The organism is Mycobacterium sp. 852014-52450_SCH5900713 (assembly GCF_001667075.1).
In the GTDB taxonomy this organism is placed as follows: domain Bacteria; phylum Actinomycetota; class Actinomycetes; order Mycobacteriales; family Mycobacteriaceae; genus Mycobacterium.
Map to the genome: position 1 here is coordinate 68,464 of NZ_LZIL01000035.1, position 26,552 is coordinate 95,015.

The 26,552-nt window shown below is 65.3% G+C and carries 26 protein-coding genes and 1 pseudogene; 17 read left to right on the forward strand and 10 right to left on the reverse strand.

What is annotated here, in order from left to right; genetic code table 11:
* Positions 1-62 precede the first annotated feature (62 nt).
* The 4 genes from A5773_RS09815 to A5773_RS09830 all read left to right on the forward strand — a co-directional run bounded on the left by A5773_RS09815 (position 63) and on the right by A5773_RS09830 (position 3,940).
* Positions 63-1,253 carry a phosphatidylserine decarboxylase gene (locus A5773_RS09815; RefSeq protein WP_066957155.1) on the forward strand — a complete coding sequence of 397 codons (1,191 nt, stop codon included), beginning with the start codon at positions 63-65 and terminating at the stop codon, positions 1,251-1,253.
* 103 nt (positions 1,254-1,356) lie between these two features.
* The gene (locus A5773_RS09820) at positions 1,357-2,712 is read left to right on the forward strand and encodes a NarK/NasA family nitrate transporter (RefSeq protein WP_066957284.1); all 1,356 of its coding nucleotides are present in this window, start codon (positions 1,357-1,359) and stop codon (positions 2,710-2,712) included.
* On the forward strand, positions 2,709-3,248 hold the full coding sequence (locus A5773_RS09825; protein WP_231989102.1) for a DUF421 domain-containing protein: 540 nt from the start codon (positions 2,709-2,711) through the stop codon (positions 3,246-3,248). Before A5773_RS09820 ends, A5773_RS09825 begins: the two co-directional genes overlap by 4 nt.
* 110 nt (positions 3,249-3,358) lie before the next feature.
* Positions 3,359-3,940, forward strand: coding sequence for a DUF4396 domain-containing protein (locus tag A5773_RS09830; protein ID WP_231989103.1), 582 nt, complete (start codon positions 3,359-3,361; stop codon positions 3,938-3,940).
* A 71-nt stretch (positions 3,941-4,011) separates the two neighbouring features.
* Here A5773_RS09830 and A5773_RS09835 read toward each other — a convergent pair whose 3' ends face one another.
* Both A5773_RS09835 and A5773_RS09840 read right to left on the reverse strand, forming a co-directional pair.
* Entirely contained in the window at positions 4,012-5,217 is a 1,206-nt protein-coding gene (locus A5773_RS09835; protein WP_067790833.1) for an amidohydrolase family protein, read from the reverse strand.
* Positions 5,218-5,383: 166 nt separating this feature from the next.
* Complete coding sequence (locus tag A5773_RS09840; RefSeq protein ID WP_067790724.1) at positions 5,384-6,415, reverse strand: hotdog fold thioesterase; 1,032 nt, start codon at positions 6,413-6,415, stop codon at positions 5,384-5,386.
* 184 nt (positions 6,416-6,599) lie between these two features.
* On the opposite strand from A5773_RS09840, the gene A5773_RS09845 reads away from it, so the two are divergent.
* Positions 6,600-7,457 (forward strand): SDR family oxidoreductase, encoded by an 858-nt coding sequence (locus A5773_RS09845; RefSeq protein ID WP_067790726.1) that lies wholly within the window; start codon positions 6,600-6,602, stop codon positions 7,455-7,457.
* Positions 7,458-7,532: 75 nt separating this feature from the next.
* Here the strand turns inward: A5773_RS09845 and A5773_RS09850 are convergent, their stop codons facing one another.
* From A5773_RS09850 to A5773_RS09865, 3 genes are all read right to left on the reverse strand, one after another.
* Entirely contained in the window at positions 7,533-8,258 is a 726-nt protein-coding gene (locus A5773_RS09850; protein ID WP_232001825.1) for a DUF4396 domain-containing protein, read from the reverse strand.
* Between the two features lie 92 nt (positions 8,259-8,350).
* Entirely contained in the window at positions 8,351-9,466 is a 1,116-nt protein-coding gene (locus A5773_RS09855; RefSeq protein WP_067790730.1) for an FAD-dependent oxidoreductase, read from the reverse strand.
* Between the two features lie 804 nt (positions 9,467-10,270).
* Positions 10,271-11,716: an aldehyde dehydrogenase gene (locus tag A5773_RS09865; protein ID WP_082948166.1), complete on the reverse strand. Its 1,446-nt coding sequence runs from the start codon at positions 11,714-11,716 to the stop codon at positions 10,271-10,273.
* 168 nt (positions 11,717-11,884) lie between these two features.
* On the opposite strand from A5773_RS09865, the gene A5773_RS09870 reads away from it, so the two are divergent.
* From A5773_RS09870 to A5773_RS09925, 12 genes and pseudogenes are all read left to right on the forward strand, one after another.
* Positions 11,885-13,153: an aromatic ring-hydroxylating dioxygenase subunit alpha gene (locus tag A5773_RS09870; RefSeq protein ID WP_067790734.1), complete on the forward strand. Its 1,269-nt coding sequence runs from the start codon at positions 11,885-11,887 to the stop codon at positions 13,151-13,153.
* Positions 13,150-13,488 (forward strand): hypothetical protein, encoded by a 339-nt coding sequence (locus tag A5773_RS09875; RefSeq protein ID WP_197507867.1) that lies wholly within the window; start codon positions 13,150-13,152, stop codon positions 13,486-13,488. The genes A5773_RS09870 and A5773_RS09875 overlap by 4 nt, the downstream gene beginning before the upstream one ends.
* The gene (locus tag A5773_RS09880; protein WP_067790736.1) at positions 13,485-14,747 is read left to right on the forward strand and encodes an amidohydrolase family protein; all 1,263 of its coding nucleotides are present in this window, start codon (positions 13,485-13,487) and stop codon (positions 14,745-14,747) included. The genes A5773_RS09875 and A5773_RS09880 overlap by 4 nt, the downstream gene beginning before the upstream one ends.
* Positions 14,731-15,183, forward strand: coding sequence for a MarR family winged helix-turn-helix transcriptional regulator (locus tag A5773_RS09885; RefSeq protein ID WP_066958660.1), 453 nt, complete (start codon positions 14,731-14,733; stop codon positions 15,181-15,183). The genes A5773_RS09880 and A5773_RS09885 overlap by 17 nt, the downstream gene beginning before the upstream one ends.
* 123 nt (positions 15,184-15,306) lie before the next feature.
* A pseudogene (locus tag A5773_RS09890) lies at positions 15,307-15,579 on the forward strand (2Fe-2S iron-sulfur cluster-binding protein); the annotation flags it as partial.
* A gap of 35 nt (positions 15,580-15,614) precedes the next feature.
* Positions 15,615-16,358, forward strand: a complete 744-nt coding sequence (locus tag A5773_RS09895; RefSeq protein WP_067790741.1) for an SDR family NAD(P)-dependent oxidoreductase — start codon at positions 15,615-15,617, stop codon at positions 16,356-16,358.
* 19 nt (positions 16,359-16,377) lie between these two features.
* Positions 16,378-17,640, forward strand: a complete 1,263-nt coding sequence (locus A5773_RS09900) for an aromatic ring-hydroxylating dioxygenase subunit alpha (RefSeq protein WP_067790839.1) — start codon at positions 16,378-16,380, stop codon at positions 17,638-17,640.
* Between the two features lie 4 nt (positions 17,641-17,644).
* On the forward strand, positions 17,645-17,980 hold the full coding sequence (locus A5773_RS09905; protein WP_066958654.1) for a hypothetical protein: 336 nt from the start codon (positions 17,645-17,647) through the stop codon (positions 17,978-17,980).
* A 27-nt stretch (positions 17,981-18,007) separates the two neighbouring features.
* A complete protein-coding gene (locus tag A5773_RS09910) occupies positions 18,008-18,853 on the forward strand; it encodes a TauD/TfdA family dioxygenase (protein ID WP_067790743.1) in 846 nt (281 codons plus the stop codon).
* 9 nt (positions 18,854-18,862) lie between these two features.
* Positions 18,863-19,408 (forward strand): carboxymuconolactone decarboxylase family protein, encoded by a 546-nt coding sequence (locus A5773_RS09915; protein ID WP_067790745.1) that lies wholly within the window; start codon positions 18,863-18,865, stop codon positions 19,406-19,408.
* Between the two features lie 38 nt (positions 19,409-19,446).
* Positions 19,447-20,265 carry an emopamil-binding protein gene (locus A5773_RS09920; RefSeq protein ID WP_082948167.1) on the forward strand — a complete coding sequence of 273 codons (819 nt, stop codon included), beginning with the start codon at positions 19,447-19,449 and terminating at the stop codon, positions 20,263-20,265.
* Between the two features lie 52 nt (positions 20,266-20,317).
* A complete protein-coding gene (locus tag A5773_RS09925; RefSeq protein ID WP_231989104.1) occupies positions 20,318-20,740 on the forward strand; it encodes a hypothetical protein in 423 nt (140 codons plus the stop codon).
* Positions 20,741-20,758: 18 nt separating this feature from the next.
* Here A5773_RS09925 and A5773_RS09930 read toward each other — a convergent pair whose 3' ends face one another.
* From A5773_RS09930 to A5773_RS09950, 5 genes are read right to left on the reverse strand one after another with little or no spacing between them, the layout of a single operon-like run.
* Complete coding sequence (locus A5773_RS09930; RefSeq protein WP_067790747.1) at positions 20,759-22,255, reverse strand: class I adenylate-forming enzyme family protein; 1,497 nt, start codon at positions 22,253-22,255, stop codon at positions 20,759-20,761.
* Positions 22,252-23,187 carry an acyl-CoA dehydrogenase family protein gene (locus tag A5773_RS09935; RefSeq protein WP_067790749.1) on the reverse strand — a complete coding sequence of 312 codons (936 nt, stop codon included), beginning with the start codon at positions 23,185-23,187 and terminating at the stop codon, positions 22,252-22,254. The genes A5773_RS09930 and A5773_RS09935 overlap by 4 nt, the downstream gene beginning before the upstream one ends.
* Positions 23,184-24,341 carry an acyl-CoA dehydrogenase family protein gene (locus A5773_RS09940; RefSeq protein ID WP_197507868.1) on the reverse strand — a complete coding sequence of 386 codons (1,158 nt, stop codon included), beginning with the start codon at positions 24,339-24,341 and terminating at the stop codon, positions 23,184-23,186. Before A5773_RS09940 ends, A5773_RS09935 begins: the two co-directional genes overlap by 4 nt.
* On the reverse strand, positions 24,338-25,435 hold the full coding sequence (locus tag A5773_RS09945; RefSeq protein WP_067790751.1) for an acyl-CoA dehydrogenase family protein: 1,098 nt from the start codon (positions 25,433-25,435) through the stop codon (positions 24,338-24,340). Before A5773_RS09945 ends, A5773_RS09940 begins: the two co-directional genes overlap by 4 nt.
* Positions 25,432-26,505: an acyl-CoA dehydrogenase family protein gene (locus A5773_RS09950; RefSeq protein WP_066958641.1), complete on the reverse strand. Its 1,074-nt coding sequence runs from the start codon at positions 26,503-26,505 to the stop codon at positions 25,432-25,434. The genes A5773_RS09945 and A5773_RS09950 overlap by 4 nt, the downstream gene beginning before the upstream one ends.
* Positions 26,506-26,552 lie beyond the last annotated feature (47 nt).

Sequence of the window (26,552 nt, forward strand, 5' to 3'; positions counted from 1 at the left end):
CGGCTTTGAGGGGGTACGCCTCACGAACGAAACATGTCGGGAATGACCGTGGGAGAAGTGAGATGAGCGATCCTGATGCGATCATCCGAAAGCTGCGCGATGTCATCGAGAAGGAACAGGGACTGGCGGACCTCCTCGAGCGGTCGTTGAAGCAGGCTCGCGAATCGGCCGAGGCCGAGTTGCGGCCGGAGTTGTTCGCCGCGCTGGAGTGGCCGGCCAACCTGGATGAGTACGAGGAGTATCTGAAGAGCTTCGTCAGATGGGTGCCCCGCCAGTCCGATGCGGAGGCATGGCAAGGGGCCGACCCCGCTGAACGACAGGCCCAAGAGGTCAGCGACCGGACAGCACACTTCTTCTTCCTCGTTGACCAGGGGGTGGACGGGGCCGCGCCGCAGGGCTCCAAGGTCTTTCGCGACTGGATGACCGAGTTCTCGCGGCAGTGGGGCAGCTTCTTGGACACCGCTGATTCGTTCAGCCCGGAGATCCTGCAGTCCTTCATCGATTTCGCGCCCGAGTATCGGGTGCATGAGTCGCTGGTCGACGGAAAGCCCAACATGCCCAGCGGTTGGTTGACGTTCAACCAGTTCTTCGGTCGTGAATTGAACGGGGGACTGCGCCCGATCGCCGAACCCGGCAGCAATTTGGTGGTGACCTCTCCCGCCGACTGCGTCTTCCAGCACGCCTACGACATCGACACCGACTCCAACATCCCGCCGGTAACCCTCAAAGGCGTCAACACTTTTGGGAATATTAAGCAGCTCATTGAGGGTAGCGCATACAGCGAGAGCTTCGGCGGAGGGACGTTTGTGCACTACATGCTGAAGCCCAACTCGTATCACCGTTACCACCTGCCCGTCTCTGGCCTGGTGAAAGAGACCTTCCTCATCAGCGGACAGGTATTCATGCAGGTGTCTCTCGACGGCCACGAGTTCAAGTCCAGCGATAGCGCAACCACCGGTTACGAGTTCTTTCAGAACCGCGGCGTGGTCACCATCGACACGTCGGCTTCCGACTGCGGCGACATCGGTGTCGTCGCGGTGATTCCGGTTGGTATGGCGCACGTATCGTCGGTGACGCTGACCGCAGTCGAAAACACACAAATGGCAAAGGGCGACGAGTTCGGCTACTTCCAATTCGGCGGCTCGGACATCATCATCCTCTTCCAGGAGGGGGTGGACCCGCAGATCGACACCGGCGAAGGGTACCGACTCTTCGGCACGCCAGCAGCCCGCTGCAAAGGCCGGGCCCGATGAGGATGGGATAGCTTGGTCACCTCACAACGACTTAATAGGTAAGTCACAGCCAATCATTCGGTGTGTGGGGTTTGCCAGAGGCGCGGTCGGGCACGCGGTCAACATGGCCCGCTCACACGACATCCTGCACTGGAACCCGGAAGACACCAAGGCCTGGGAGGACGGCAACAAAGCCGTCGCGCACCGAAACATGGCATGGTCGATCGCGACCGACCACGTGGCCTTCGGCGTCTGGTCATTGTGGTCGGTACTGGTGCTCTTCATGCCCGAATCGGTCTACGGGTTTTCGGCAAGCGACAAGTTCCTCCTGGTCGCCGTCAATACGCTAATGGGTGCGCTGATGCGCATTCCCTACACGGCCGCGATCGGCATCTTCGGTGGGCGCAACTTCACGGTGGTTTCCACTCTGGTGCTGTTGATACCCACCGCGGGCACGATCGTCCTGCTGGCCAATCCAGGCCTGCCGCTGTGGCCATATCTGGTGTGTGCGGCGCTGACCGGGCTCGGCGGCGGCAACTTTTCCGCGTCCATGACCAATGTCAACGCCTTCTATCCGCAGCGGCTCAAGGGGTGGGCGCTGGGGCTCAACGCGGGCGGCGGCAACATCGGTGTGCCGGCGATCCAGCTGGTAGGCCTGCTGGTGATCGCGGTGGCCGGCCACCGGCAGCCGTACTGGGTGTCGGGGCTCTACATGGTGCTGCTGACCGCGACCAGCATCGGCGCCTTCATGTTCATGGACAACATCAAGGAGTACCGGGTCAATTTCGTTGCCATGAAAAAGATGATCAAGCAGCGCGACTCGTGGCTCCTCTCGCTGCTCTACGTTGGCACCTTCGGTTCATTCATCGGATTCTCCTTCGCGCTGAGCCAAGTGCTGCACATGAAATTCACCGAAGCGGGGCAAAGCTCCGCCCACGCTTCGTTACATGCGGCCCAAATCGCTTTTGTGGGACCGCTGTTGGGGTCAGTGGCGCGGGTCTACGGGGGCAAGCTCGCCGACCGTTTAGGCGGTGGCCGGGTGACGTTGACCGTCTTCGGCGGTATGAGTCTCGCCGCCGGATTACTCGTCTTCGCCAGCACGCTCGAGGACAACAACGGCGGCCGCCTCACCGCCACGTCGATAGTCTGTTACGGCGTCGGCTTCGTCTGCCTGTTCCTTCTAGCCGGGGCCGGCAACGGATCAATATACAAGATGATCCCCTCGGTATTCGAGGCCCGCAGTAGGTCGCTCGATCTCAGTGACGACGACCGCAAGCAGTGGTCGAAAAACGTTGGGGGAGCGATGGTTGGGTTCGCCGACTCGATCGGCGCGTTCGGTGGATTCGCCATCGACATTGTGTTGCGGCAGTCCTACCTGACCGCTCGCACCGAGACGCCGGCCTTATGGATCTTCCTCGGGTGCTACATCGGGTTCGCGATCCTGACGTGGTTCTGTTATGTGCGCACCGATCGAGAGTGAAACGGGTGATCGTGATGCACGACCTATTACTCGAGCTGTACAACGGGTGGCGGCCGGCGCTGTACGCGGCCGTCAAGGCGTTAGCACTGTTCCTCACCGCCGCCGCGGCTTTCCGGCTGACGCTGCGGCGCACGATCGCTGAGTTCACGCCATTCGACTGGGTCACCGCCGTCGCGGTGGGTGCCATCGTCGGTCGCACAGCGACGGCCGCCGGCACCTCGTGGCTGACCGGAGCGGCCGCGCTGCTCACCCTGATCGCCGCGCACGACATTGTCGCGCGCCTGCGGTTCATTCCATGGGTGCGCAGACTCGTCGATCCGCCGGTACGGGTGCTCATCCGTGATGGCCAACTCGACGAGCGGAACCTGCTGCGTTGCAGACTGACTCACGAGGACATGGATGTGATCCTGCGCCAGCACGGTCACCGAACCGCTGCCGATGTCCACTTGGCGCTATTCGAGACCAAAGGGGTGGTCTCGGTCTTCGGCGGTCCCGACAGGACGCAAACGACAACCCCGCTGCGAGGTGATTCATAATGGTTCCACCTACCTGGTTGACCGCCGTCTCATGGGTCTCGTTGGCTTTGGGCTTCACAGTGGCGGCCGTAATTCTCGGCGACATCTACGCCCGCGGATACCGACAGCGGATGGGCATCATGGAGGCCGTCTGGCCGGTTACCGCGCTCTATTTCGGGCCGGTAGCGCTGTGGATGTATTGGCGCTACGGCCGTCCGAACAGCCGTCGCTGGTTACGCGAGCACGACCTCGACCGACCGCCCGATAAGCCGGATTGGGCTACCACCGCCATCGGGGTAAGTCACTGTGGCGCGGGATGCACGCTCGGCGACATCATCGCCGAATTCGCTGTCTTCGCACTCGGCTTGGAGCTGCTTGGGCGCGCCTTGTTGCCCGAATACATCGGCGACTATGCCGCCGCCCTGGCGTTGGGTGTCCTGTTCCAGTATTTCGCGATCGCCCCGATGCGCGGGCTGAGCTTCCGGAAAGGCATGCTCGCGGCGGCAAAGGCTGACGTCTTGTCGCTCACCGCATTTGAAGTTGGCCTGTTCGGCTGGATGGCCGTGATGTCGTTCGCTCTCTTTCCGTCGCCCCTGCATCCCGATTCGGCCGCGTACTGGTTCCTGATGCAGATCGGGATGATCATCGGGTTCGCAACGGCCTGGCCGGCGAATGTCTGGCTGATCCGACGAGGGATCAAGGAGGCGATGTAGTTCTTTCGTGTGCGCTTAGCAGGTCGGGCGCGCGACGGCACCGGGCATCGGAGTCCGTTCCGGCCAGCGCCCTAGGCCGAGACGGGTTTCTTCGCCGGCGCCGACACCTTCATCAGCTTCATCAGGTTGCCGCCCATGATCTTTGCGACGTCGGCCTCGTCGAAGTCGGTGAGCTCGTCGACGAAGGAGATGGGGTCCTTCAGGCCTTCGGGATGCGGCCAGTCCGAGCCGAACAGCACCCGGTCGGTACCCACCATCTTGACGATCTCGGTGAACCGGTCCTCCCAGAACGGGGTGATGTAGACGCAGCGCTTGAACGCCTCGATGGGATCCTCGCTGAACGACTGCGGCATCTTCTTGTAGACGCCCTTGAGGCCCTTGAAAAGGTCCGGCACCCAGTCGGCGCCGTTTTCGATCGACAAGATCCGCAGCTCGGGATTGCGGGAGAGCGCGCCGTGGCAGACCAGCGCACCCATCGCGTCCAGGATCGGCCGGTGGCCCATCGCGAAGCTCCGGAACGCGGTCGGCTTGAAAGGCAGGAACTCGTCGCCCGGCTCCCACACGTTCGCGAACTCCGAGTAGCCACTGTCCGAAGCGTGCATCGAGACCGGAATCTCGGCCTTGATGCAGGCCTGCCAGAACGGGTCGAACTCCTCGAGGCCGAACGACCGGCTGCCCTTGTAGCCGGGCACCGGCGCTGGGCGGACCAGCACGGTGCGCGCGCCGCGCTCCAGGCACCACTGAAGCTCTTCTAGCGCGCGGTCGACGATCGGCAGCGTGATCACCGGGGTGGCGAAGATGCGGTCCTTGTAGTTGAACGACCATTGCTCGTGCATCCACTGGTTCAGCGCGTGGATGACGTCGTGGGTCATCTCCGGGTCGTCCTTCATGCGCTCCTCGACCAGGCTGGCCAGGGTCGGGAACATCAGGGCGTAGTCGATGCCCAGCTCGTCCATGACCTCCAGCCGCGCGCCCGGCTCGCGGAAGGCGGGGATGGCCTTCATCGGCTCACCCAGGATCTCCCGGTAGCTCTTGCCCTGCGCGCCGTTGCGGAAGTAGTCCTCCTGGGCGCCCGGCTTGGCGACCTTCTCGAAGGTCGGGTTCGGGATGTACTCGCTGATGTGGCCGCGTACCACGATCTTGGTGCGGCCGCGCACCTGCACGTAGTCGATGACGTTCTTGCGCTTCTCCGGGAGGAACTTGGTCAGTGCCTCCTGCGGCTCGTACATGTGGTTGTCCGCGTCGAAAACGGGGAAGGAAAGTTCGCGAGACGGCATGGCGATCTCCTTGCGGAAGTACTCGGGTTCTCGGTAGGTGGTAATGACGTTACCACTTTGGTCCCGCCGCGTGTAGCGCCACCGGGGCCCGGTCGTCGCGCTGGCCGTCACGCTGGCGTGACGTTCGATGGCAACTGCCACGCTGGCGTGACGCTCGTAGCCCCGGCTAAGCGTCTGGCCAGTTGGGAAGCTCCGGCGTCGTCCCGTTGATGACGGCGAAATTCACCGTCGCGGTCGCGGCGAGCTCGTCGCCGGCCTCGCCGTAGATGTCCACCTGCATCACCATCGCCCGTCGCCCGGCCCGCAGCATCCGGGGGACCGCGAAGGCGGAGCCCTGGCGGATCGGGCGCAGGTACCGAATGAAGAGGTCCGCCGTCGTCATCGTGGTGTCCGACTGCAGGTAGTCCAGCCCGAATTGTCCGCCCGCTACATCGACGAGCGTCGCGATCAGGCCGCCCTGCAGTGCCCCGGACGTGTTGACGACGGCCGGGCTGACCGGCATGGTCATCGCGAATTCGCCATCGCGGGTTCCCGGCCGCATGCCGATCTGCGCGAAAAGTTCGCTCAGCGACGGCGTGCTCGATTCTTCTTCGCCGTCCCGGATACCCAGGGCGCGACTGCAGAAGTCATACAGTTGACCGACGTCGACCGGAGCTCCGTTCAATTCCGTTCCCAGCCAATGCAATCGCTGTGCCCCCATCACCGTCTGCATGACGATGGCGGCCGCCGCCCCGACGTCCACTCCCGGGTTGAAGACGCCCTCGGTGATGCCCTGCCCCACGAGGTCGCGAATGAGTCGATGCAAGGGTGAGAGCACCCGGGCGTAGTCGCGTGGACGGGTCTCGGCCAGATGTTGGTTGTAGAGGGTCAGTGCGCGATTGAGGCTGTCTTGGGTGGTCGATTCCGGTTGCTGACTGATGCGATCGATCACCAGCTTCAGCGCCGCGGTGCTGTCCAGCCCGTCCGTCTCGGCGCGCCACGTCAGAACCGATTGGGCGATGGTCCGGTCGAACAGCGCGAGCAGCAGCTCGTCTTTGCTGCTGAAATGCTGGTAAAAGGCGCGCAGCGACGTTTTGGAGCGGGCGACGACCTCCTGCACGGTGAAGTCGGTGCGTCCCGTCTCGCCCAATATCTCGACCGCCGTCTTGATGAAGCGGTCGCCGCGCGTCACTTCGACGTCGTCGCCAAGGTCGGTCATGAGCGATTCGTCCCCTTCCCTGGCGCGTTGCGCGCTATGAGAATGAGGTTACCGCGGGCACGTTGTGTATCCGAGAAACCGGCGATTCCGGCCGACACATGGTTCACAGAGACGTGGGTCGCCTCGGCGGCTTCGTTGTCACGATCCGCTCTACCAGCCGCGATTCAGGGATTAGGCTGCTGAAATGGCAGCGAGCATGTCCGGGAAGGTTGCATTCGTCACCGGCGGCGCGTCCGGCATCGGCGCGGCATTGACCACCGCGCTGGTCGACGGGCACGCCGAGGTCTGGATCGCCGATCGGCAGATCGGCCCTGCGCGGGAGTTCGCACAACGCCTCAACAGCGGCGGTGGTAAGGCGCACGCGATCGAACTCGATGTGCGCGACTACCCATCGTTTGAGCGCGCCGTCGCCGAGGCGGTGCAGCAGTCCGGGCGGATCGACTACCTGTTCAACAATGCCGGCATCGGAGTCGCCGGTGAGGTCGACAAGTACACGCTCGACGATTGGAACGACGTCTTCGACGTGAACCTGCGCGGTGTCGTGCACGGTATCCAAGCGGTGTATCCGATCATGATCCGGCAGCACTCCGGGCATATCGTGAACACGGCCTCCATGGCCGGTCTCATGACAACCGCGGGCCAGGCAAGCTACACCGCCACCAAACACGCCGTCGTCGCGTTGTCGAAATCGTTACGGCTAGAGGCCGAGCGCCACGGGGTTCAGGTCTCGGTGCTCTGCCCTGGTGTGATCCGGACCCCGATCCTTACCGGCGGCAAGTACGGACGGACTGATCTGGCAGGCATCAGCAACGAGGAAATCCTCAAGATGTGGGAACGGTTGCACCCGATGGCGCCCGAAAAATTTGCCGAGCGCGCGCTTCGAGCCGTCTTGCGTGGGGATGCGATCATCGTGGTGCCCACCTGGTGGAAGGCATTTTGGTACCTCGAGCGGCTCTCGCCGGCGCTGTCGATGCGAGCGGCCAAAGGAATGCTCAGGCACGCTCGCGGAATGGAGCAGGCCGCGGCGCCGCGGGCGGGTTGACGGCCTGGGCGCCGGTGCCTGTCCTCGGGTTGTGGAAATGACTACGGCATCAACGGCTTTCGAGGTCGCGAGCGGTTAGTGGGCCGTCTCCACCCGCGGGGCGCGGGTAATCGCAGACGTGCCCTTCGCCTTGGTCGCCTCCTTGGAGAGCAGCCACCAGACCATCGGATAGGCGGTGGCGAACCCGAGCCACATGCCGGCCCACATGACGAGCCAGAACGCCATGGAAGCCGGGGAGTAGCCCAAGACGAACGCGACGAGCAGCATGGAGGCTCCCATGCCCACGTCGAATGCGACGATCGCGAGAACCGAGATCTGCGACGCGGCCCACAGGCGGTGGCGCACGGGGTGGATCCGGCCGGTCAGCGACAGCGAGTGATACTCGAAGGCGATCAGCAGCGGGAGCGCAAAAGCCGCAATCAGCAACATCATTGGCCACACTCCCTGACCGGCAATCGTCATCCCGGTCCACATCACCAACGGCATGGCGATCATGTGGCCAACGAACGAGACGGCACCGCCCGGAATCGTCTGCACGGCCGCCGTCGCCGCCGGGCCCAGCGCGGGTGTGCGCCTGTGTTGTCGCTGCCAGCGTGGGGTCGCCGGCCTGCCCCAGCGGTAGTAGGCCCACCACGCCAGCGGACCGGCGTAGATAGCGGTGATCGGCCAGACTGCCTCCATCGCGCGCAGTGGCTGCCGATAACCACCCACGTAGATATCCGCGAGCATGGTTCCGGCCAGGAGCGTGCCAAGGCCGGTCACAATCCACGCCAAGAGCGTCACCCATTCGGGTGCGGGCATAGCCATCATGATCTTGGTCCTTTCGGTTTCGGCGGAAAACTGAATCTCGTTGTAAGGATGAAAATTTCGTCCTGTGTCATCGTCATGGCGATTCAGGCGACGCCCTGCTGGGCGAGCAGGGCATCGGCCAGTTGGACGACCTCGTCGGCGCAGCCCCATGACAGGGTGACGCCCGCACCGCCGTGTCCGTAGTTGTGCACGATCCGGCTGCCAGGTTCGAGCTGCAGCCGCACACCGCCTTCGCGGAACGGCCGCAGCCCGACCCGAACCGGGTCGACGGCGTCCAGTCGGACGTCGCGCAGAATCGGCAAGAACTCCCTGCAGCGGTCGAGCATCTCCCGCAGCGGGGGATAACTGTCCAAGCCGAGGTCGGTGCGGTACTCACCGGGCTCGACCAGGCCGCCTAGCAGCAGCCGGTTAGCCCCGCGGGGCACGATGAAGACCATGTCCTGGTTGTCGGTGCTCGCATCGTTGGCCACTGCGTGGGCCGCGGTCACGCGCGCCATGTGGTTGCCGTCGTTGATCACTCGCAGCAGCGCGCCCCGGTGCGGCACCATGGTCGGGTCGCCGGCCAGTTCGCGCGCTCCCAGTCCCGAGCAGTTGACGATCAGCTCGGTCCCGTACTCCGCGAGCAGCTTGTCCTGCTGCTCGTTGAGCGGCCCGTGGATGCTGCGCCGGCTGACGGTCACACCGGCTGCCTCGGCTTGGCGGGCCAGCCATGCGAGGTACCAGTCGGTGTCGATGGTGGGCGCCAGGTAGGAATAGGCGTCCACCACCCCGGCGTCGGGGCTGACACCGTGGGCGGCGATCAGGTCGGGGTTGCGTACGAACCCGGGTACGAACCGTCCGACCTCGGTCATCTTCGCCAGCTCGGCCGGATCCTCATCGATCGGGCGGGTGAAGTAGAACACCGCCGGGCGCAGGCTCACCCCGGTTCGCGGGTCGGCGGCGAGCCGTGCGAAGCGCATGTAGGAGTGCCGCGCCCACTCCGCAGAACGACCCAGTACGGATTGGTCGTGGTGGCGGCCGCACACCGATGGTGGCCATTCCCATAGGGCGCCGGCCACCGTCGACACCGTATCGATGCCGAACCGATCGGCGGCAACGACGACACGCCAGCCCCGGCGGGCCAGCACCAGCGCCGTGGTCCACCCGCTCACCCCGGCCCCGATCACCAGCGCGCTCGGCCGGTCCATGTGCGCCGTCATGACCGCGCCTCCCACCGGTTTTCGGTATTGACGCAGCGAAACTGATCGGCACATGTCGATAGGACAAAACTCATGGATCTCTCGTTTCTCGATTTGAACGCCACGGGATCTGCGCGCGGCGACGAATAAGGACAGCGGCGATCGGCCGACGGGGGAACCCACGACGGCTTGACGCTGACCGATCAGATACGAGCGATGCAGAAGCGGGTCAGGATATTTCGACCCGAACGGTGACTGACGAACCCGGCGGTTTGAGGTGGACCCCGCGGTGCCGAAACCACTGGCCAAGCCAGTGAACCGGCCAGCACCACCGCGATGACGACGGCAAGTTCCACTAGATCGCTTGTCGAGCATGCCTGTGCCACGTGCTTGCAGGCCCGGTCCAGCGGCGAGCATGAGCCGCCGTCGGCCGGTGCGAGGCGAGCCGGCGTGGCAACGTCGTGGCCGGCGGCGGCCGCCGCGCGGGACGGCATCCCAGGAGCCGCTGTCGCCACGTGGGGCAGATGGCACCCCGCGGCGAAGCCCACTGCCCAGAAAAGGGCCAGGACCGCGGTGGTGTACCGCAGCCACTGGTTTGTCCGGACGGTGTGCAGGCGCATAGCAGTGGCGATGCTATCACCCCCCGGGGGTATATTCCACACGAACGCGCGCTGGCAGTACGAACGGTCGTTTTTATGACGAATCAGGTTGTTGTCAGCGAATTTTCAGGAAAGAGGATCGGATTTTCACTATATCCGCGTGTCGATCAATACCCATACAGGGTATAGATTCGTGCCGACACCAAACTTCCGGTGTGGGTGTCGTTTACGACGAGACCGCGATGGATTTCGTTTCCAGATAGCTGTCGATGCCCTCGGGTCCCAGTTCCCGGCCGTAGCCGCTGCCCTTGACACCGCCGAAGGGAGCGAACGGGTCCATGGTGTAGCCCTGGTTGATCCCGAGGGTGCCGCTGCGCACCCGCGCCGCGATCGACAGAGCCCGCTCGGTGTCAGCGCTCCATACCGATCCGGCCAGGCCGTAGTCGGAGTCGTTGGCGATTGCGACCGCGTCGTCCTCGTCGCGATAGGGGATGACCGTGAGCACGGGGCCGAAGATCTCTTCGCGGGCGATGCGCATGATGTTGTTGGCCGAGGCGAACAGGGTGGGCGCGACGTACCAGCCGCGGTCGAGCCCGTCGGGCATGTGGGTCCCGCCGGTGACGAGCCGCGCGCCTTCGTCTTGGCCGATCTGGATGTAATCGCGGACGCGCTGCTGTTGCCGACGGGAGACCAGCGGACCCAGCTGGGTGCCCGGATCGCTGGGATCGCCGACTCGCAGGGCGGTCATCTCGGCGGCGAGAGCGTCGACGTACTCGTCGTGGCGGTGCTGGGGGACCAGTACGCGGGTCAGGGCGTTGCAGATCTGGCCGCTGTTCGACAGGCTGGCCGATCGCACGCCGGCCGCGACGGCCTCCGGTGCGGCGTCACCGAGAATGATGGCGGCCGACTTGCCACCGAGTTCCAGACTGACCTTCGTGAGGTTCGCCGCGCAGGCGGCCGCCACGGCCCGCCCCGCGGCCGTCGATCCGGTGAACGACACTTTGTCCACCCCGGGGTGCGAGACCAGGAGTTCGCCGACGGCGCTGTCGCCGGGCAGGACACTGACCACGCCGGGCGGCAGGTCGATGTCATCGAGAATCTGCGCCAAAAGCAATGCGTCCAAGGGTGATTCGGGTGCGGGCTTGAGTACCACCGCGCAGCCGGCGAGCAGCGCGGGCACCAGTTTGGTGGCGATGAGGAACTGGGGCATGTTCCACGGCACGATCGCGGCGACGACGCCAACAGGCTCCTTGTAAACGTGCACATCGGCTCCGAAGAAGCCGCGGCGCGACTCCTTCCAGGTGTGGCGCTCGGCCAGGTCGCAGAATGCGCGCATCATCATCGCGGGCAGGCCGACTTGGGCGCGCTGAGCGAAGGAGATCGGAGCGCCGATCTCGGCCGTGATGAGGGCGGCCATCTCCGCGCGCCGCTGGTCGTAGACGTCGGCGAGTCGCCGGATCACAGCGATCCGGTCGGCAGGGCCGGTGCGGCTCCAGGCCCCCGAGTCGAGCGCCGCGCGCGCGGCGCTGACGGCCGTTTCGACGTCCGCGGCTCCGGCAGCGGCCACATGGGCGATGGGGTCCTCGGTGTGTGGGGATATGACCTCGAATACCTCACCGTGCGACAGCACCGAGCGGCCCGGCGCGATCCGCAACCCAAGGTCTTGCTCCATCGAAAGACTCCCCTCGGCAATATCAACTACTTGCGATTATGTCGTGGAGCATATACCGTCGGCCCTGACGAGGTCCTGCGAAATCACTGAAACCGGTGGCTGCGCGGCCATTCGGAGTGAACCGGGCGTGGGGCGGCCCGTGTGACATCGGATCGGATAGGAGCGTTCATGGCTCGATTCCCCAAGCCGCCGGAGGGCAGCTGGACGCAGCATTATCCCGAGCTGGGAACCGGACCGGTCTCGTATGACGATTCCATCAGCCCGGAAATCCACGAGTTGGAACGAGAGGCCATCTTCAAGCGCGCCTGGCTCAATGTTGGCCGCATTGAACAGCTTTCGCGTACGGGTAGTTACTTCACCAAGGAGCTCAAGGCAGTCAACACCTCGATCATCCTGGTGCGCACCAGATCCGGGGAAATCAAGGCGTATCACAACGTGTGTCGGCACCGCGGGAACAAGCTGGTGTGGAACGACATGCCGCTCGAGGAGACCAGCGGTGTGTGCCGCCAATTCACCTGCAAATACCACGCCTGGCGGTACGACCTGGACGGCAACCTGACGTTCGTGCAGCAGGAGGGGGAGTTTTTCGACCTCGACAAGAGCCGCTACGGGTTGGTGCCGGTGCATTGCGAGGTCTGGGAAGGCTTCATCTTCGTCAACTTCGCCAAGCAGCCCGAACAGCCGCTGCGGGAGTTCCTCGGGCCGATGGTCACCGCGCTGGAGGGGTATCCGTTCGACCGGATGACCTCGCGCTGGCACTACCGCTCGGAGGTCAAGGCGAACTGGAAGCTCTACATGGACGCGTTCCAGGAGTTCTATCACGCCCCCGTGTTACACGCGAACCAGTCGCCAACCGCTTACTCAAAGGCGGCCGCCGAGGCCGGTTTTGAGGCCCCGCACTATCGATTGGAAGGCCCGCATCGACTGGTGAGCACGTCGGGCGTGCGGGCGTGGGAGATGGCGGCGGAGATGCGCAAGCCGATCGAGGACATCTGCCAGAGCGGCCTATTCGGTCCCTGGGACAAGCCGGATCTTCCGGAGATGCCCGACGGGCTGAACCCGGCGAAATGCGATCCGTGGGGGCTGGACTCCTTCCAGCTCTTCCCCAACTTCGTAATCCTGTTCTGGGGCCAGGGTTGGTATCTGACGTACCACTACTGGCCAACCTCCTACAACTCCCACCTCTTCGAGGGCACGCTGTATTTCCCGCAGCCGCGCACGCCGCGCGAACGCGTCGCCCAGGAACTTGCGGCTGTCTCGTTCAAGGAATACGGCCTGCAGGACGCGAACACGCTGGAGGCGACTCAAAGCATGATCGAATCCCGGGTCCTCGACCGGTTCCTCCTCTGCGATCAGGAAATCCTGATCCGGCATCTGCACAAAGAGACCGCGGCGTGGATCGATCGGTATCGTCGCACGGCTACGGCAGGGGTGTGACCGCGATGTCTCCCATGCTGCCAGGCGAATTCGCCGACCTGGAGCAATTCGCGGACTGGTGCCTGCCTTCCGAACCGGAGCGCTACGCCAAGAGACTGGCGAGCACCATGCCGGAGATGAAGGCCTTTTACGACGCGATCACGCCCCGCGCGGAAGAGGCCCTCGCGTACTGCGACAAGTTCTCCCTCGACGACCTGCCCGAAGACGTGCTGAATCTCATGCACCTGCTGTATTCGATGATCATGGTGTCGTTTCCGGTGGAGTGCTGGAAGCAACCCCGGGTGCCCGACTCCGGAGCGTCCACGCTGGATTGCGTGTCCGAGCCCGTTCCATGACCACCGTCCTGCGGGCGGCGCGGTGGGGTGACGTGGTCGACGGCCAGGTCCACTCACCGGCCGTGGTGGTGGTCGAGGGTGAGCGCATCGCCGCCATCAATCCCGAAGGCGGCGTGCCGGAATGGGCCACCGTCATCGACCTGGGCGACGTGACGCTGCTGCCGGGCCTGATGGATATGGAACTCAACCTGCTGATCGGCGGTCCCGGTGGGCCGGAGGGCTTGCCGTCGCCGATGCACGGTGTCCAGGACGACCCGGCCTATCGCACCTTGCGCGGTGCCGTCAACGCGCGCACCACCCTGGAGGCGGGTTTCACCACCGTGCGCAACTTGGGGCTGATGGTGAAGACCGGCGGTTACCTGCTCGACGTGGCGCTGCAGCGTGCCATCGACCAGGGCTGGCACGCCGGGCCCCGCATCTATCCCGCCGGCCATGCCGTCACCCCTTACGGCGGGCACCTGGATCCGACGGTTTTCCAGCGGCTCGCGCCCGGCATCATGCCGCTGTCGGTGGCCGAGGGCATCGCCAACGGTGTCCCGGACGTGATCGCCTGTGTCCGTTACCAAATTCGCCACGGGGCGAAGCTGATCAAGGTGTCGGCCTCCGGCGGGGTGATGTCCCACAGCACGGCCCCGGGAGCCCAGCAGTACTCAGACGCCGAATTCGCCGCGATCGCCGACGAAGCCCACCGGGCGGGCGTGCGGGTGGCCGCGCACGCCGTCGGTGACAGCGCGATCCAGGCATGCATCCGGGCCGGCATCGACTGCATCGAACACGGATTCCTGGCCAGCGACGAGACCATCCAGATGATGGTCGACCACGGTACCTTCCTGGTCTCTACCACGTATCTGACCGAGGCGATGGCGGTCGACCGGATCGCCCCGGAGCTGCGCAAGAAAGCCGAAGAGGTGTTCCCGCGGGCAAAAGCCATGCTGCCGAAAGCGATTGCCGCCGGAGTGCGGATCGCGTGCGGCACCGACGCACCGGCGATTCCGCACGGCCACAACGCCAAGGAGCTTGGCGCGCTCGTGAAGCGCGGTATGACGCCCATGCAGGCGATCCGGTCGGCCACGCTCGTGGCCGCAGAGCTCATCGATGCCGACGACGAGCTGGGCCGGCTGGCGCCTGGCTACCTCGCCGACATCATCGCCGTGCCCGGCGATCCCGCGCTGGACATCGACGCCACGCTCGAGGTGCCGTTTGTCATGAAGGGCGGCGAGGTTTTCAAACAGGGAGGCAACCATGGAACTCACCGATAACATCCTGTGGTTGCTCAAGCAGGCTTTCTATTACTCGCTGACCACCATCAACGACGCCATGCGAGTGCACGGCGTCAGCACCGCCCAGATCGGTGTGCTGCGCCAACTCGCCAATGAGCCCGGCCTTTCCGGCGCCGAACTGGCCCGCCGCCTGTTGATCAGCCCGCAGGGGGTTCAGCTCGCGCTGACCGCGCTGGAGCGCCGCGGCCTGGTGGAACGAAAGCGCGATCCCCAGCACGGCCGCATTCTGCAGGCCTACCTCACAGGCGAGGGGCGCGACGTCGCCGCGACGGTCGTCAACGACGCGATCGCCGCCCACGAGGAGGTGTTCGGCGTCCTCAGCAAGCAGGAGCAGCAGACTCTGCGTGAACTGCTGGGCCGCGTTGTCGAAAAGGGCACCGGCCATGAGCTTTTCAACGACCGCGTCCAGGACTGACATGAAGGTCATCGGGACGTCTCTAGTACTTGATATTAATGACAAGTAGTTGATATTGTCGGGGGGATGTCAGAACCCACTGCGGCCGCCGGGGCGGGGCCGCGCAACAGCGACGGGGTCGTGACCGAGGAAGTGACCATAGTGCTGGATCGGCGCGCCACCACGGTGCCCTACAGTGCGGGCGATACCTTGTTGCAGACCGCCCGGATGGCGGGTCTGGCCGCGCCGTCCTCGTGCGAAACCGGTTCCTGCGCAACGTGTATGGCCAGGCTGACGCAGGGGAGCGCCCGGATGCTCAACAACGACGCGCTGGACGAGGACGAGGTTGACGAAGGCTGGGTGCTCACCTGCCAGGCGCTGCCGACCAGCCGCACGGTGCACGTCGTCTACGAGTGAATGGACGGGAGAGCAACCCAAATGGAGCGGATGCGATGAGCCGGGTGGCCGTGGTGACGGGCGGCGCCTCGGGCATGGGCGAGGCCACCTGCCACGAACTGGGCCGGCGCGGCCACAAGATCGCGGTCCTCGACGTCAACGAGCAAGCCTCGCAACGCGTTACCGAAGACCTACGCGCCGATGGCGTCACCGCGATCGGCGTAAGCGCCGATGTCACCGACCGGTCGGCGTTAGAGCAGGCTTTCGCCAAGGTCCGCAGCGAGCTCGGTGCGGTCACGGTGTTGGTGACCAGCGCCGGGCAGTTCGATTTTTCCGCCTTCGCCGAGATCACCGCCGAATCATGGGCGCGGATCATCGACGTCAATCTGACCGGCACGTTTCATTGCTGCCAGATCGCGCTGCCCGACATGGTCGACGCCAACTGGGGCAGGATCGTGATGATTTCGTCGTCGAGCGCTCAGCGCGGCTCACCGTTCGCCGCCCACTACGCGGCTTCCAAGGGCGGGGTGATCACCTTGACCAAGTCGCTTGCACGCGAGTACGCGTCGTACGGGATCACAGTCAACAACGTCCCGCCGTCGGGCATCGAAACACCGATGCAGCATCAGGGTCAGGCCGCCGGCTATCTGCCCTCCAACGAGCAGATCGCCGCCAACATCCCGCTGGGATACCTGGGCACGGGGGCGGATGTTGCCGCGGCGGTGGGGTTCCTGTGTTCGGAGGAGGCCCGATTCATCACCGGGCAGGTGTTGGGCGTCAACGGTGGAGCGGTGATGTGACGGCGATCAGGAGGTGCAGATGACGCGATCAGGACGGCCCGCTGAGGGCTCCTGGACCGAACACTATCCCGACCTGAGTACCGGTCCGGTGTCGTTCGGCGACTCCACGTCGCCGGAGTTCTACGAACTCGAACGCGAGGCGATCTTCAAACGTGCCTGGCTGAACGTCGCGCGGGCCGAGGAGCTGCCCCGCGCGGGCAGCTACCTCACCAAAGAGCTCGAGGTGGTCGGCACGTCGGTCATCGTGGTGAAGGGGCGAGACGAGCGCATCCGCGCCTTCTACAACGTCTGCCGTCACCGGGGAAACAAGCTGGTGTGGAACGACTTTCCCAATCAGGAAACACGAGGCACCTGCCGCCAATTCACCTGCAAATACCACGGATGGCGCTACGACCTCGAGGGCGCCCTGAAATTCGTGCAGCAGGAAGGCGAATTCTTCGACCTCGACCTGTCGGAGTACGGGCTGCGGCCCGTGCCCTGTGACGTCTGGAACGGGTTCGTTTTCATCAACTTCGATCCCGAACCGCGGCAGACCCTGCGAGAATTCCTCGGGCCCATGGTCACGGGCCTCGACGGGTACCCCTTCGACAAATTGACCGAACGCTACGAGTGGGTGGCACACAACAACAGCAACTGGAAGATCTTCGCCGACGCTTTCCAGGAGTATTACCACGTACCTTCGCTGCATCCGCAACAAGTGCCCCCTGACGTGCGGGACCCCAATGCCGGGTTCACCTGTGGGCATTTCCAGCTCGACGGTCCGCACCGGTTGGTGTCGACCGCCGGGCGTCGGCGCTGGCTGCTGCCCCCGGAGTACATGTACCCGATCGAGCGGGTTACCCAGAGCGGACTGGTCGGCCCCTGGCGCACACCGGATCTCGGCCCGCTGCCCCCTGGCCTCAACCCGGGCGGCATCGAGCCCTGGGGCATCAGCAATTTCCAGATCTTCCCCAACATCGAGATCTTGATCTACGGCGGCTGGTATCTGCTGTACCGGTACTGGCCCACCTCGCACAACACGCACCGCTTCGAGGCGTATACGTACTTCCACCCCGCCAGCAGTGTGCGCGAACGCATCGAACACGAAGTGGCGTCGGTGGTGCTCAAGGAGTTCGCGTTGCAGGACGCGGGGATGCTCGGTGGCACGCAGGCCGCACTGGAATACGGAATCGTCGATGAGTTTCCACTCAACGACCAGGAAATCCTGGTACGCCACCTGCACAAGGTCGTCACCGACTGGGTCGACGCGTTCCAGCGCGAATCTGCTTCGGCAGGAGTGTGAACCCATGTCAGACGCCATGCTGCCCAGCGCATTCGCCGAATTGGAAAAGTACGCCCAAAGGTGGTGTCTGGCCACCGAAACCGAACGCTGGAACGCCCGAATCTCCAGCACGATGCCCGAGATGCACGAGTTCTACGACGCGTTCTTCCCGCGGCTCGAAGATGCCATCGAATACTGCGACAAGTTCCCGCTCGACAACCTGCCGGACGACGCGCTGAACCTGCTGCACATGATCTATTCGTTGATCATGGTCGCGATGGCGGTGGAGATCATGCACCAACCCGCGCCCGTCAGTGCCGCCGACGCGGTCATGATCCGCACCGTCGAGCCGATGCCCTGAGCGGGCATCGATCAGGAAGGACAGGCCATGAGTCTGCTCACCATCAACAAGCTGACCGCGTCCGTCGGCGCGGAAGTCACCGGCCTCGATCCGGGCCGCCTGGCTTCCGACGACCCGGTCGGTGAGGCAGTCCTGGATGCGTTGGAGGACAACGGAGTTCTGGTCTTCCGCGGTCTGCAGCTCGATCCAGAGGACCAGGTCAGTTTCTGCCGTCTACTGGGCGAGGTCGATCACTCCGCCGACGGCCATCACCCGGTCGCCGGCATCTATCCCATCTCACTGAACCCGGCCAAGAACTCCTCGGCGGAAATCTTGAAGGCCACGTTCGACTGGCACATCGATGGATGCACGCCGCTCGACGAGGAATGCCCGCAGAAGGCCACCGTCCTGTCGGCGGTGCAGGTGGCCGAGTGGGGTGGCGAAACCGAATTCGCCAACTCCTATGCCGCCTACAACGAACTGACCAACGAAGAGAAGGATCGCCTGGGGCCGCTGCGCGTCGTGCATTCGCTGGAGGCCTCTCAGCGGCGCGCCCACCCCGACGCCTCGCCAGAACAGGTGGCCCGCTGGCGATCCCGGCGCACCCATGAACACCCGCTGGTGTGGACGCACCGCAGCGGCCGCAAATCGTTGGTGTTGGGCGCGTCGGCCGACTACGTGGTGGGCATGGATCTCGATGAGGGCCGAGCGCTGCTTGAGGAGTTGCTCGAGCGCGCCACCAGATCGGACAAGGTGTACAGCCACCACTGGTCGGTGGGGGACACCGTCATCTGGGACAACCGCGGCGTGCTGCACCGCGCGGCTCCCTACGACCCCGCCTCGCCGCGCGAGATGCTGCGCACGACCGTGCTCGGCGACGAACCCATCCAGTAGGGCAACCCCATGACCGACTCGCGCCCAGTTCGGTTGACGCCCTTGCCGGCCGAGGACTGGGATGAGCGCGCCCGCGCATCGCTGGCGTCGTTGATACCGCCGGAGCGGGCGAATCCCAGCGGGGCCGGAAACGTGTTGTCGACCCTGGTACGTCATGCCGATCTGACACGGGCTTACCTGCCGTTCAACGCCTACCTGCTGAGGGGCTCGACGTTGTCGCCCAGGGTTCGAGAGGTCGCGCTGCTGCGAGTGGTGTCGCGCGGCGAGTGCGAATACCTCTGGGATCACCACATTCCGATCGCCGAGCGAGCCGGTTTGAGTGCACAGGACATCAGCGCGATCAGATCCGGCGTGGCCACCGACGGCGTGGACCGGATGGTCGTTGGCGCCGTCGACGAGCTGATGGAGCACCACACCATCACCCAGCCCACGTGGGACGAGCTGGGCGGCGCGTTCAGCGACCAGCAACGCATGGACCTGGTGTTCACCATCGGCGGTTACCTGCTGCTGGCGTTGGCCGTCAACACCCTTGGTGTGCAGAGCGAACATTCGTGAGCGTTCAAGCTCTCGTAGACACGCATCGGAGGCGACCCATGGCATCAACCCACCCCGAGTTGGCCCGGCCGTTTGCGCCACACCGCCTGAGGATCTATGTCGTCATGCTCTCGTTCGTCGGCGCGGTGTTCGTGTTCATGACGGTCGCCGCCGGCACGGGACTGGTGGCGCCGAGCCGGACTGTTGACGTGGTCGCGAACTTGATCTTCGGCGCCCCAGTCATCGTGTTGCCGTTCGTCTTGCTCTGGAAAGCGCGGGGTGAGCAACGCTCCCGGCTCGGACTGGCCGCCGAACTGGTCATGATCTACATCCCGCTGACCGCCGGAAGCCAACTCACATACGAGCTGCCGTTTCTGATCGGCCATCCGTTCAATCTCTGGGGCACGTCGTCGGATCCGGGATGGCGTTGGCTCTGGTGGCAATACGGTCTGGCCGATACCCGTTATCGCAGCGACGACAATTTCATCTTCGGCGTGGAGTTCGGCGCTGTCCTAGCCGGCATCCTGCTTTTCGTCGTATGGATGCGCATGCTGCGTCGCGACCTTCCCGACGAGTCCCGAATTCGTTGCCTATGGCTGAGCTTCTTCGGTATCGCGGTCTTGATCACCGGAACGACCGCCTACTACGTCGCTGAGATCCGGGCCGGGTTCGCCGACATAGGCCAGGGCGCATTTGGGCTGTGGTTCAAGTTCATTGGGGAGAACGTTCCCTACCTGATACTTCCGTATTTCGTCCTGTATGCCATCTACTACCTCGTCGACCACCTGACCCGCCAGGTCGGCGCGACGGCGGCGCTGGTCGACCCGGCAATCGCGACACCACCTTCGGCGCACGCCGGAGTTCGGCGGCAGGCCTAGCTCGAAGACCGAATACGGCCCACGCCGCACCGCGCTATGGCAGGGTTGAAACGTGTTGAGAAAAGCGCTGACCGCCGCGGCAACCGTGCTGAGTGGCGCCGGTACCGTTCTTGCGTCGCAGGCGTTCATCCCCTTGGCCGTAGCGGATCAGGACAACTACGTGGCCTTCCTGTCGCCGTCGCGCAACATCAGCTGCGAGATCGACTACCAGCGCCGCGGCATCTCCGACGAAGCATTCTGCTTCACCCTCGCGCCACCGGCGTCGGTCCGGATGGACACCGGCGGGACCCTTACACGCTGCGCAGGGGAGAGCTGTCTGGCCAATCCGGCGGAGGGCACGCCGGTCCTCGGTTACGGGCAGACGATGGGAGCCGGCCCCTTCACATGCCGCTCGGAGACCGGTGGGGTGACGTGCACGGTCACCTCGGGTCGTGGCTTCACCATATCGAGCTCGGGAATCACACCGGTCGGGTAAGGGTTTCGGCGTCCACCTTCAGCCGCCCCGGGCCTCGATCATCGCCGAGCGATTGACCTTGGTCGCCGCGGTGCGGGGAATCGCGTCGACGAACTCGACGGTCTTGGGGGCCTTGTAGTGGGCGAGCCGGCTCTTCGCATACTCGATCACCTGCTCTTCGGTGAGCGCCGCGCCGCCGGCGAGTTGCACCACCGCGTGCACCCGGCGTCCCCATTGCGGGTCGGCAAGGCCGATGACGACGACGTCGGCGATGTCGGGATGTCCCGCCAAAGCCGACTCGACTTCCGCTGGAAAGACATTCGCGCCGCCGGTGACGATCATGTCGACTCGGCGGTCGACGATGTAGAGGTAACCATCCTCGTCCAGGTAACCTATGTCGCCGGCGGAGCGGAAGCCATCTTCGGTGGACGGTAGCGGCGCCGCGCCGCCCACATAGCGCGATCCCGCGCTCATCGGTGCGCGCAGGTAGATCTCGCCGTGTTCACCGGGGCCAAGCTGTTTCGTTCCGGCGTCGAGGATCCGGATCTCGGTATCCCGGAAGCCGCGGCCGACACTGCCCGGATGAGCGAGCCACTCGTCGCCGCGTAAGGCCGTGAGCCCAAGGTTTTCGGTCATGCCGTATGCCGTCACGATATGCTGCGGGCTCAGCAGTTCGAACCAGGTATGCATGAGCGACGGCGGCATCACGGCGGCGCCTTGCAGGATGAATACGATGCTGGACAGGTCGCGCTCCCGGACATCCGGCCGGGCCGCGATGCGCGCCAGCATGGTCGGCGTGGCGGTGAAGTTGGTGATCTTGAAGCGTTCGATCACATCCAGAACCAGTGCGGCATCGAACTTTTCCAGCACCACCAAACGGTCTCCGGCCAGCAGGAAGAAGAAGGTGGCGAAGCCGTTGGTGTGATACATCGGCGCGGGCACCATGATGGTCTGTGGCTGAGCGACCGGCGTCCAGTTCGACAGGAACGGCTCGCCGTGCTGGGGGGTCCAGAGCGACGGCGCCAGGCTGAGGATCACTTTCGGTACCCCGGTCGAACCGCTGCTGCAGATTCCGTTGACATTGGCGGAGACGGCCTCGGGCAGCGCGCTGTCGGGCTCGGCCGCCGCCTGCGCGTCGAGGCGCCACCGACTCGCCTCGTCGACGACCACGGCGGGGTTGATCACCTCGCGCACTCGGTCTCGCTCCCACTCAGGCAGGTCCCAGTGCATGGGGACCGGAACGGCGCCGATCTTCCAGCAACCTAGCGTGGCGAGAATTAGGTGCACTGAGTTGGGGATGGCCAGGGCGACAAGGGAACCGGTCTCCGCGCCGTAGGCGGCCAGTGCGCGGCCCCACTGGTTGGCGCGGGCGTCGAGTTCACCGAATGTCAGTGACTGCGCGGTGCCGTCGAGGGCGACGACGGTGACGCCGATGTCGTCACGACGCTGTTCGGCGAGCTGTTGAAGCTTGGTTCCGAACGGGATTCCGTCCGCTAACGGGTTGGCCGTCGCTTCGGCCGCGGCCGATTCCGTCACGCCGATACCGGCCCGCTGAACAGTGTCTCGAAGGAGCCGTCCGGGATGCCCGGGATGAGGCGCAACGCGAGCGCCTCGGCACTTAGCGGCAGACGGATCAGCGGCTGGGTATGCCGGTCGAGCACGCTGACATCGGACTCATCGCAGAAGCCCAGCGCGCCGAGCAGTTGGTGCGAGGTGCGTAGCACCTGTCGCGCGGTGTCGGACGCCTTGAGCCGAAGGATGAGCGCGTCGGCCGAACGAACCTCTATAGGTAGCGATTCCGGACGGCAGATGGTGAATTTCGCCAATTCGTGCAGTCCGCGCACCGCGACCGCGGCCTCCGCCACGGCGAACCGGACAGCCTGAAAGTCCGCCAGTGGCTTACCGAACTGGATGCGGGCGCGCACATGATCGGTGACGATCTGCAGCGCCTGCTGCACCGCTCCCAGAATCCGCCATGATCCCAGCACGAGATGAAGGTTAACGTCGCCGGCGGGAACAGTTCCATCGGGTTCACCGAGGGAAGCGGGCACCAGGAATGGGCCGAGCTTGGCGTTGGTCCGCGAAGCGGGCCGCGGGTGGTACCGGGTGCCGTCCAGGTCGGCGGCGACCCAGTCACCGGGCAGGTCACCATGGTCGATGCGCGGCGCGCCGGGGTCGACCAGGGCAAGGCGGGCGCCGTCGATCGCCAGCAGCTCCTCGACGAGGGGATAGGGCAACGCGGTTGCGCCGGCAGCGCGGCACAGCACGGCCGCGGCGAGCAGGTCGTCGGGCGCCGATCGAACATCGAGCTCGAACGCGCCGACCTCGCTCAGGGCAGTCCGGGCCGCGTCCCGGATGCCATCGTCGGTTTCGGCGCGCAACGCCGCCTGTGGCCCGCCCAGCCGGCCCAACCGCTTGGTCGTGACCGCAGCGAAGTCGCTGATGTCTTGTGGCAGCTCAGTTTTCACCGGTGTTCTCCCAACACGTCCCGGGCCACCAACATCTTCTGCACTTCGATGGTGCCCGATGCCACGGTGGCGGCCTGCGCGTAACGCCAATGGTCTTCGATCGCCCCGTGCAGCGCGGCGCCGGCGCCGCTGTCCAGCGCGACCGGGCCCAACACGTCGAAAAGTAGCTCGGCGACCTGCTGGTCGCACGTCGTGGTGGCGATCCGGGCCGCACTGGCCGCCGCGCCCGCCGCCGGGTCATCTTGGAGCGACACGGCTCGATAGGCCAAAAGCCGGGCCACCCGTAGATCGACGAGCGCCCGCACCCACCGCGAGCGAAGCGATTCGGGAAGCGCGCCCCAATCGTCGCCGAGCTGGGTGCTCATCCGGTCGAGCAACGATTCGCAGCGCGCGTAGCGGGCGATGCCCACGCGCTCGAATGCCAGCGCCTCGCGCATGACCCGCCAGCCGTCGCCGACCTCGCCCAGAACATCACCGGGGAACGCCTGCACGTCGTCGAGGAACATCTCGTTGAGATGATGCGGCCCCAGCATCGACCCGATAGGCCGGACCGTGAAGCCGGGCCGATCCATCGGAATCAGAAAAAGCGTGAGCCGCTTGGGCTTTGGGGCCTCGGGGTCGGTGCACGCCGCCAGCACACACCAGGACGCCATCAACGCATACGACGTCCACACCTTCTGCCCGGTGATGCGCCAGCCGTCGCCGTCCGGCACGGCGCGGGTACGCAACGAGGCAAGGTCGGTACCGGCCTCCGGCTCGGAAAAACCCTGGCACCAGATAACGTCCCCGGCGGCGATGGCGGCCAGGTGCCTGGCCTTCTGTTCGGCGGTTCCGTAGCGCATCAGTGCGGGGCCCACCCAGTTGATCCCCATGTATTGGGGACCGCGGGGCTCGTGCTGGGCCCACATCTCCTCGCGCAGCACCGTCTGCTGCCACACCGAACCACCGCCGCCGCCATGCTCTTTCGGCCACGCCAGCGCCAGCAGGCCCTCGGCGGCCAGCAATTTGCAGAACGTCTCGGTGGTGGCGAGATCTTGCGGGTTCTCGGTACAGGCGCCCAGGAAGTCGGCGGGGATGTGGTTGGATACCAACTCGCGCAGGTGGTTCCGCAGTTGGGCGGCGTCGTCGCCGAGGTCGTAATCCATCGTCGTCATCCCTTCGGCAGCCCGAGCAGCCGCTCGGCGATGATGTTGCGCTGGACCTCCGAGGTTCCGCCGTAGATGGTCGCGGCCAGCGCGTCCTGGCGTTCGAACAGCAGATCCCGGTCGCTGAGCGACGGCGTCCCTTGGGCAACGGCAGCAAGCTCCCAAACCCGCTGCAACGTAATCGATCCGAGCAGCTTCATGGTGTCCGCTTCGGGGCTCGGTCGGCCCGCCAGTTCGTTGCCCAAGGCGCGGTATCCGGTGGCCCGCAACGCTTCGGCGTCGGCCAGCAGGGAACCGAGCTCGGTGCAGATATCCGCGGTCGGCTGTGCCATGCGTACCGTCTCGAGTCCACGCTTGATCTCGACCCAGTTCATGATCCAGATCATCTGGCGCTCGTGGTGCAACGACGACAGCGCGACGTTCCACCCACCGTGGAGCGGACCCAGCAGGTTTTCCATCGGAACTTCTACATCGTCGAGGAAGACCTCGCAGAATGTCTCGTCGGAAATCGACGCCATCCGGATCGGCTCGATGCGCACGCCCGGCGAATGCAGATCGAGGATCAGGCAGGAAATGCCCCGGTGTTTCGGCGCCTCCGGATCGGTGCGGGCATACAGGGTGCACCACCGCGACTCGTGGGCTTGGGTGGTCCAGATCTTGTGGCCGTTGACCCGAAACACGTCTCCGTCGCGCTCGGCTCGCGTGCGCAGGCCGGCGAAATCGGATCCGGCTTCCGGTTCGGACATGCCCAGCGCCCACCACTCGTCACCGCGCAGCAGGGGAGCCAGGAGGCGGTCGATTTGGGCGGCGGTGCCGAACTGACGGATGCCGGGTGCGGCCACATTGGGGCCCGCGATGTTGGGCAGCTTGGGCGCGGACCGCAGCGCCGCCTCGAGCCGGACCTCCATCGCATCGCGCAGACCCAGCGATCGGCCGCCGTGTTCGCGCGGCCAGGTTGGCTGTATCCATCCAGCCTCGAAGGCCGCTCGCTGATAATCGCGCCGCAGCGCCAGGTCCCAGCGGTACTCGCGATAATTCTCGTAATAGTCCTTCGGCAGGAACTCGCTTAACCAGGTGCCGAATTCGTCGAGGACCGCGGTCATGCCGCACCTCCCGCGAACCGGCGGCCCACCTCGTGATAGAGCACGCGACTGTCGCCCAGCATCGCGGCGACCTGCCAGGCGTGGCGGACATAGAGGTGGGCGTCGTGCTCCCAGGTCTGCCCGAGCGCTCCGTGCACTTGGACCGCGGTTCTCGCACAATTGGCGGCCGCATCACCCGCCGCCGCCTTGGCGAGCGCCGCAGTGGTCCAGGCATCCGCGGGCGTCGTGGCCGGATCGCCGAGCCGGGCGGCTGCGGCGTAGGTGAGGCTGCGGGCGCGCTCCAGGCCGACGTAGTTGTTGGCGAGCGCGTGCTTGATCCCCTGGAACGCACCGATCGGGGTGCCGAACTGACGACGCGTCTTGGCATGCTCCACGGCGCGGTGCAGGGCTGCGCTCGCCGTGCCTACCAGGTCGGCCGCCGCGGCCACCAACGGCGCCGTCAACGCGCTTTCGATATCGACGGGCGCGATAGCCACCGGCTCGGCGTCGACCTCGACCTCTGCCAGCGGCTGCGCGGGATCCGTCGATTCGCCCGCGATCACGGTCATCCCGTCGCCGCAGCGTGCGACCGCCACCACCGTGCCATCGGGGCCGCTGTCGGCGCGCGCCAGCGTGACGAGCAGCTCGGAGCGGGTCAGGTTGGGGACCGCGACCGCGCGTCCGCGCAGGCGTCCGCCGCGCAGGGTCATCGGCACCCCGGGCAGCCGAGATCCCCTGGCGTGCACGGCCAGGGTGGCGACGGCGCCGCCGGCGATGTCATCGAGAACCGCGTCGAGACCCGTGCCCCGCAATGCACCGGCGGCCAAGCCGACACTGCTCAGCAACGGGATCGGCGCGATCGCGGCACCGCATTCCTCGAGCACTAGGGCGAGTTCGACCGGTCCGTAGTCGCCGGCCCCGGGCGCGGCCAGTTCCGTCCAACCGAGATCGACCACCGTCTTCCACAGCGTGCGCCACCGTTCCGGATCCGTCATCGCCTGGCGGGCGGCGTCGGGCGGGCACTCGGTGCGTAGGACGTCGCGCACCGTGTCGCGCAGCGACAACTGCTCCGAATTCAGTCCGACATCCATAAGACCCCTAACATAATAAAAATAGTAAACTAGCGGCCCTGTCGCAA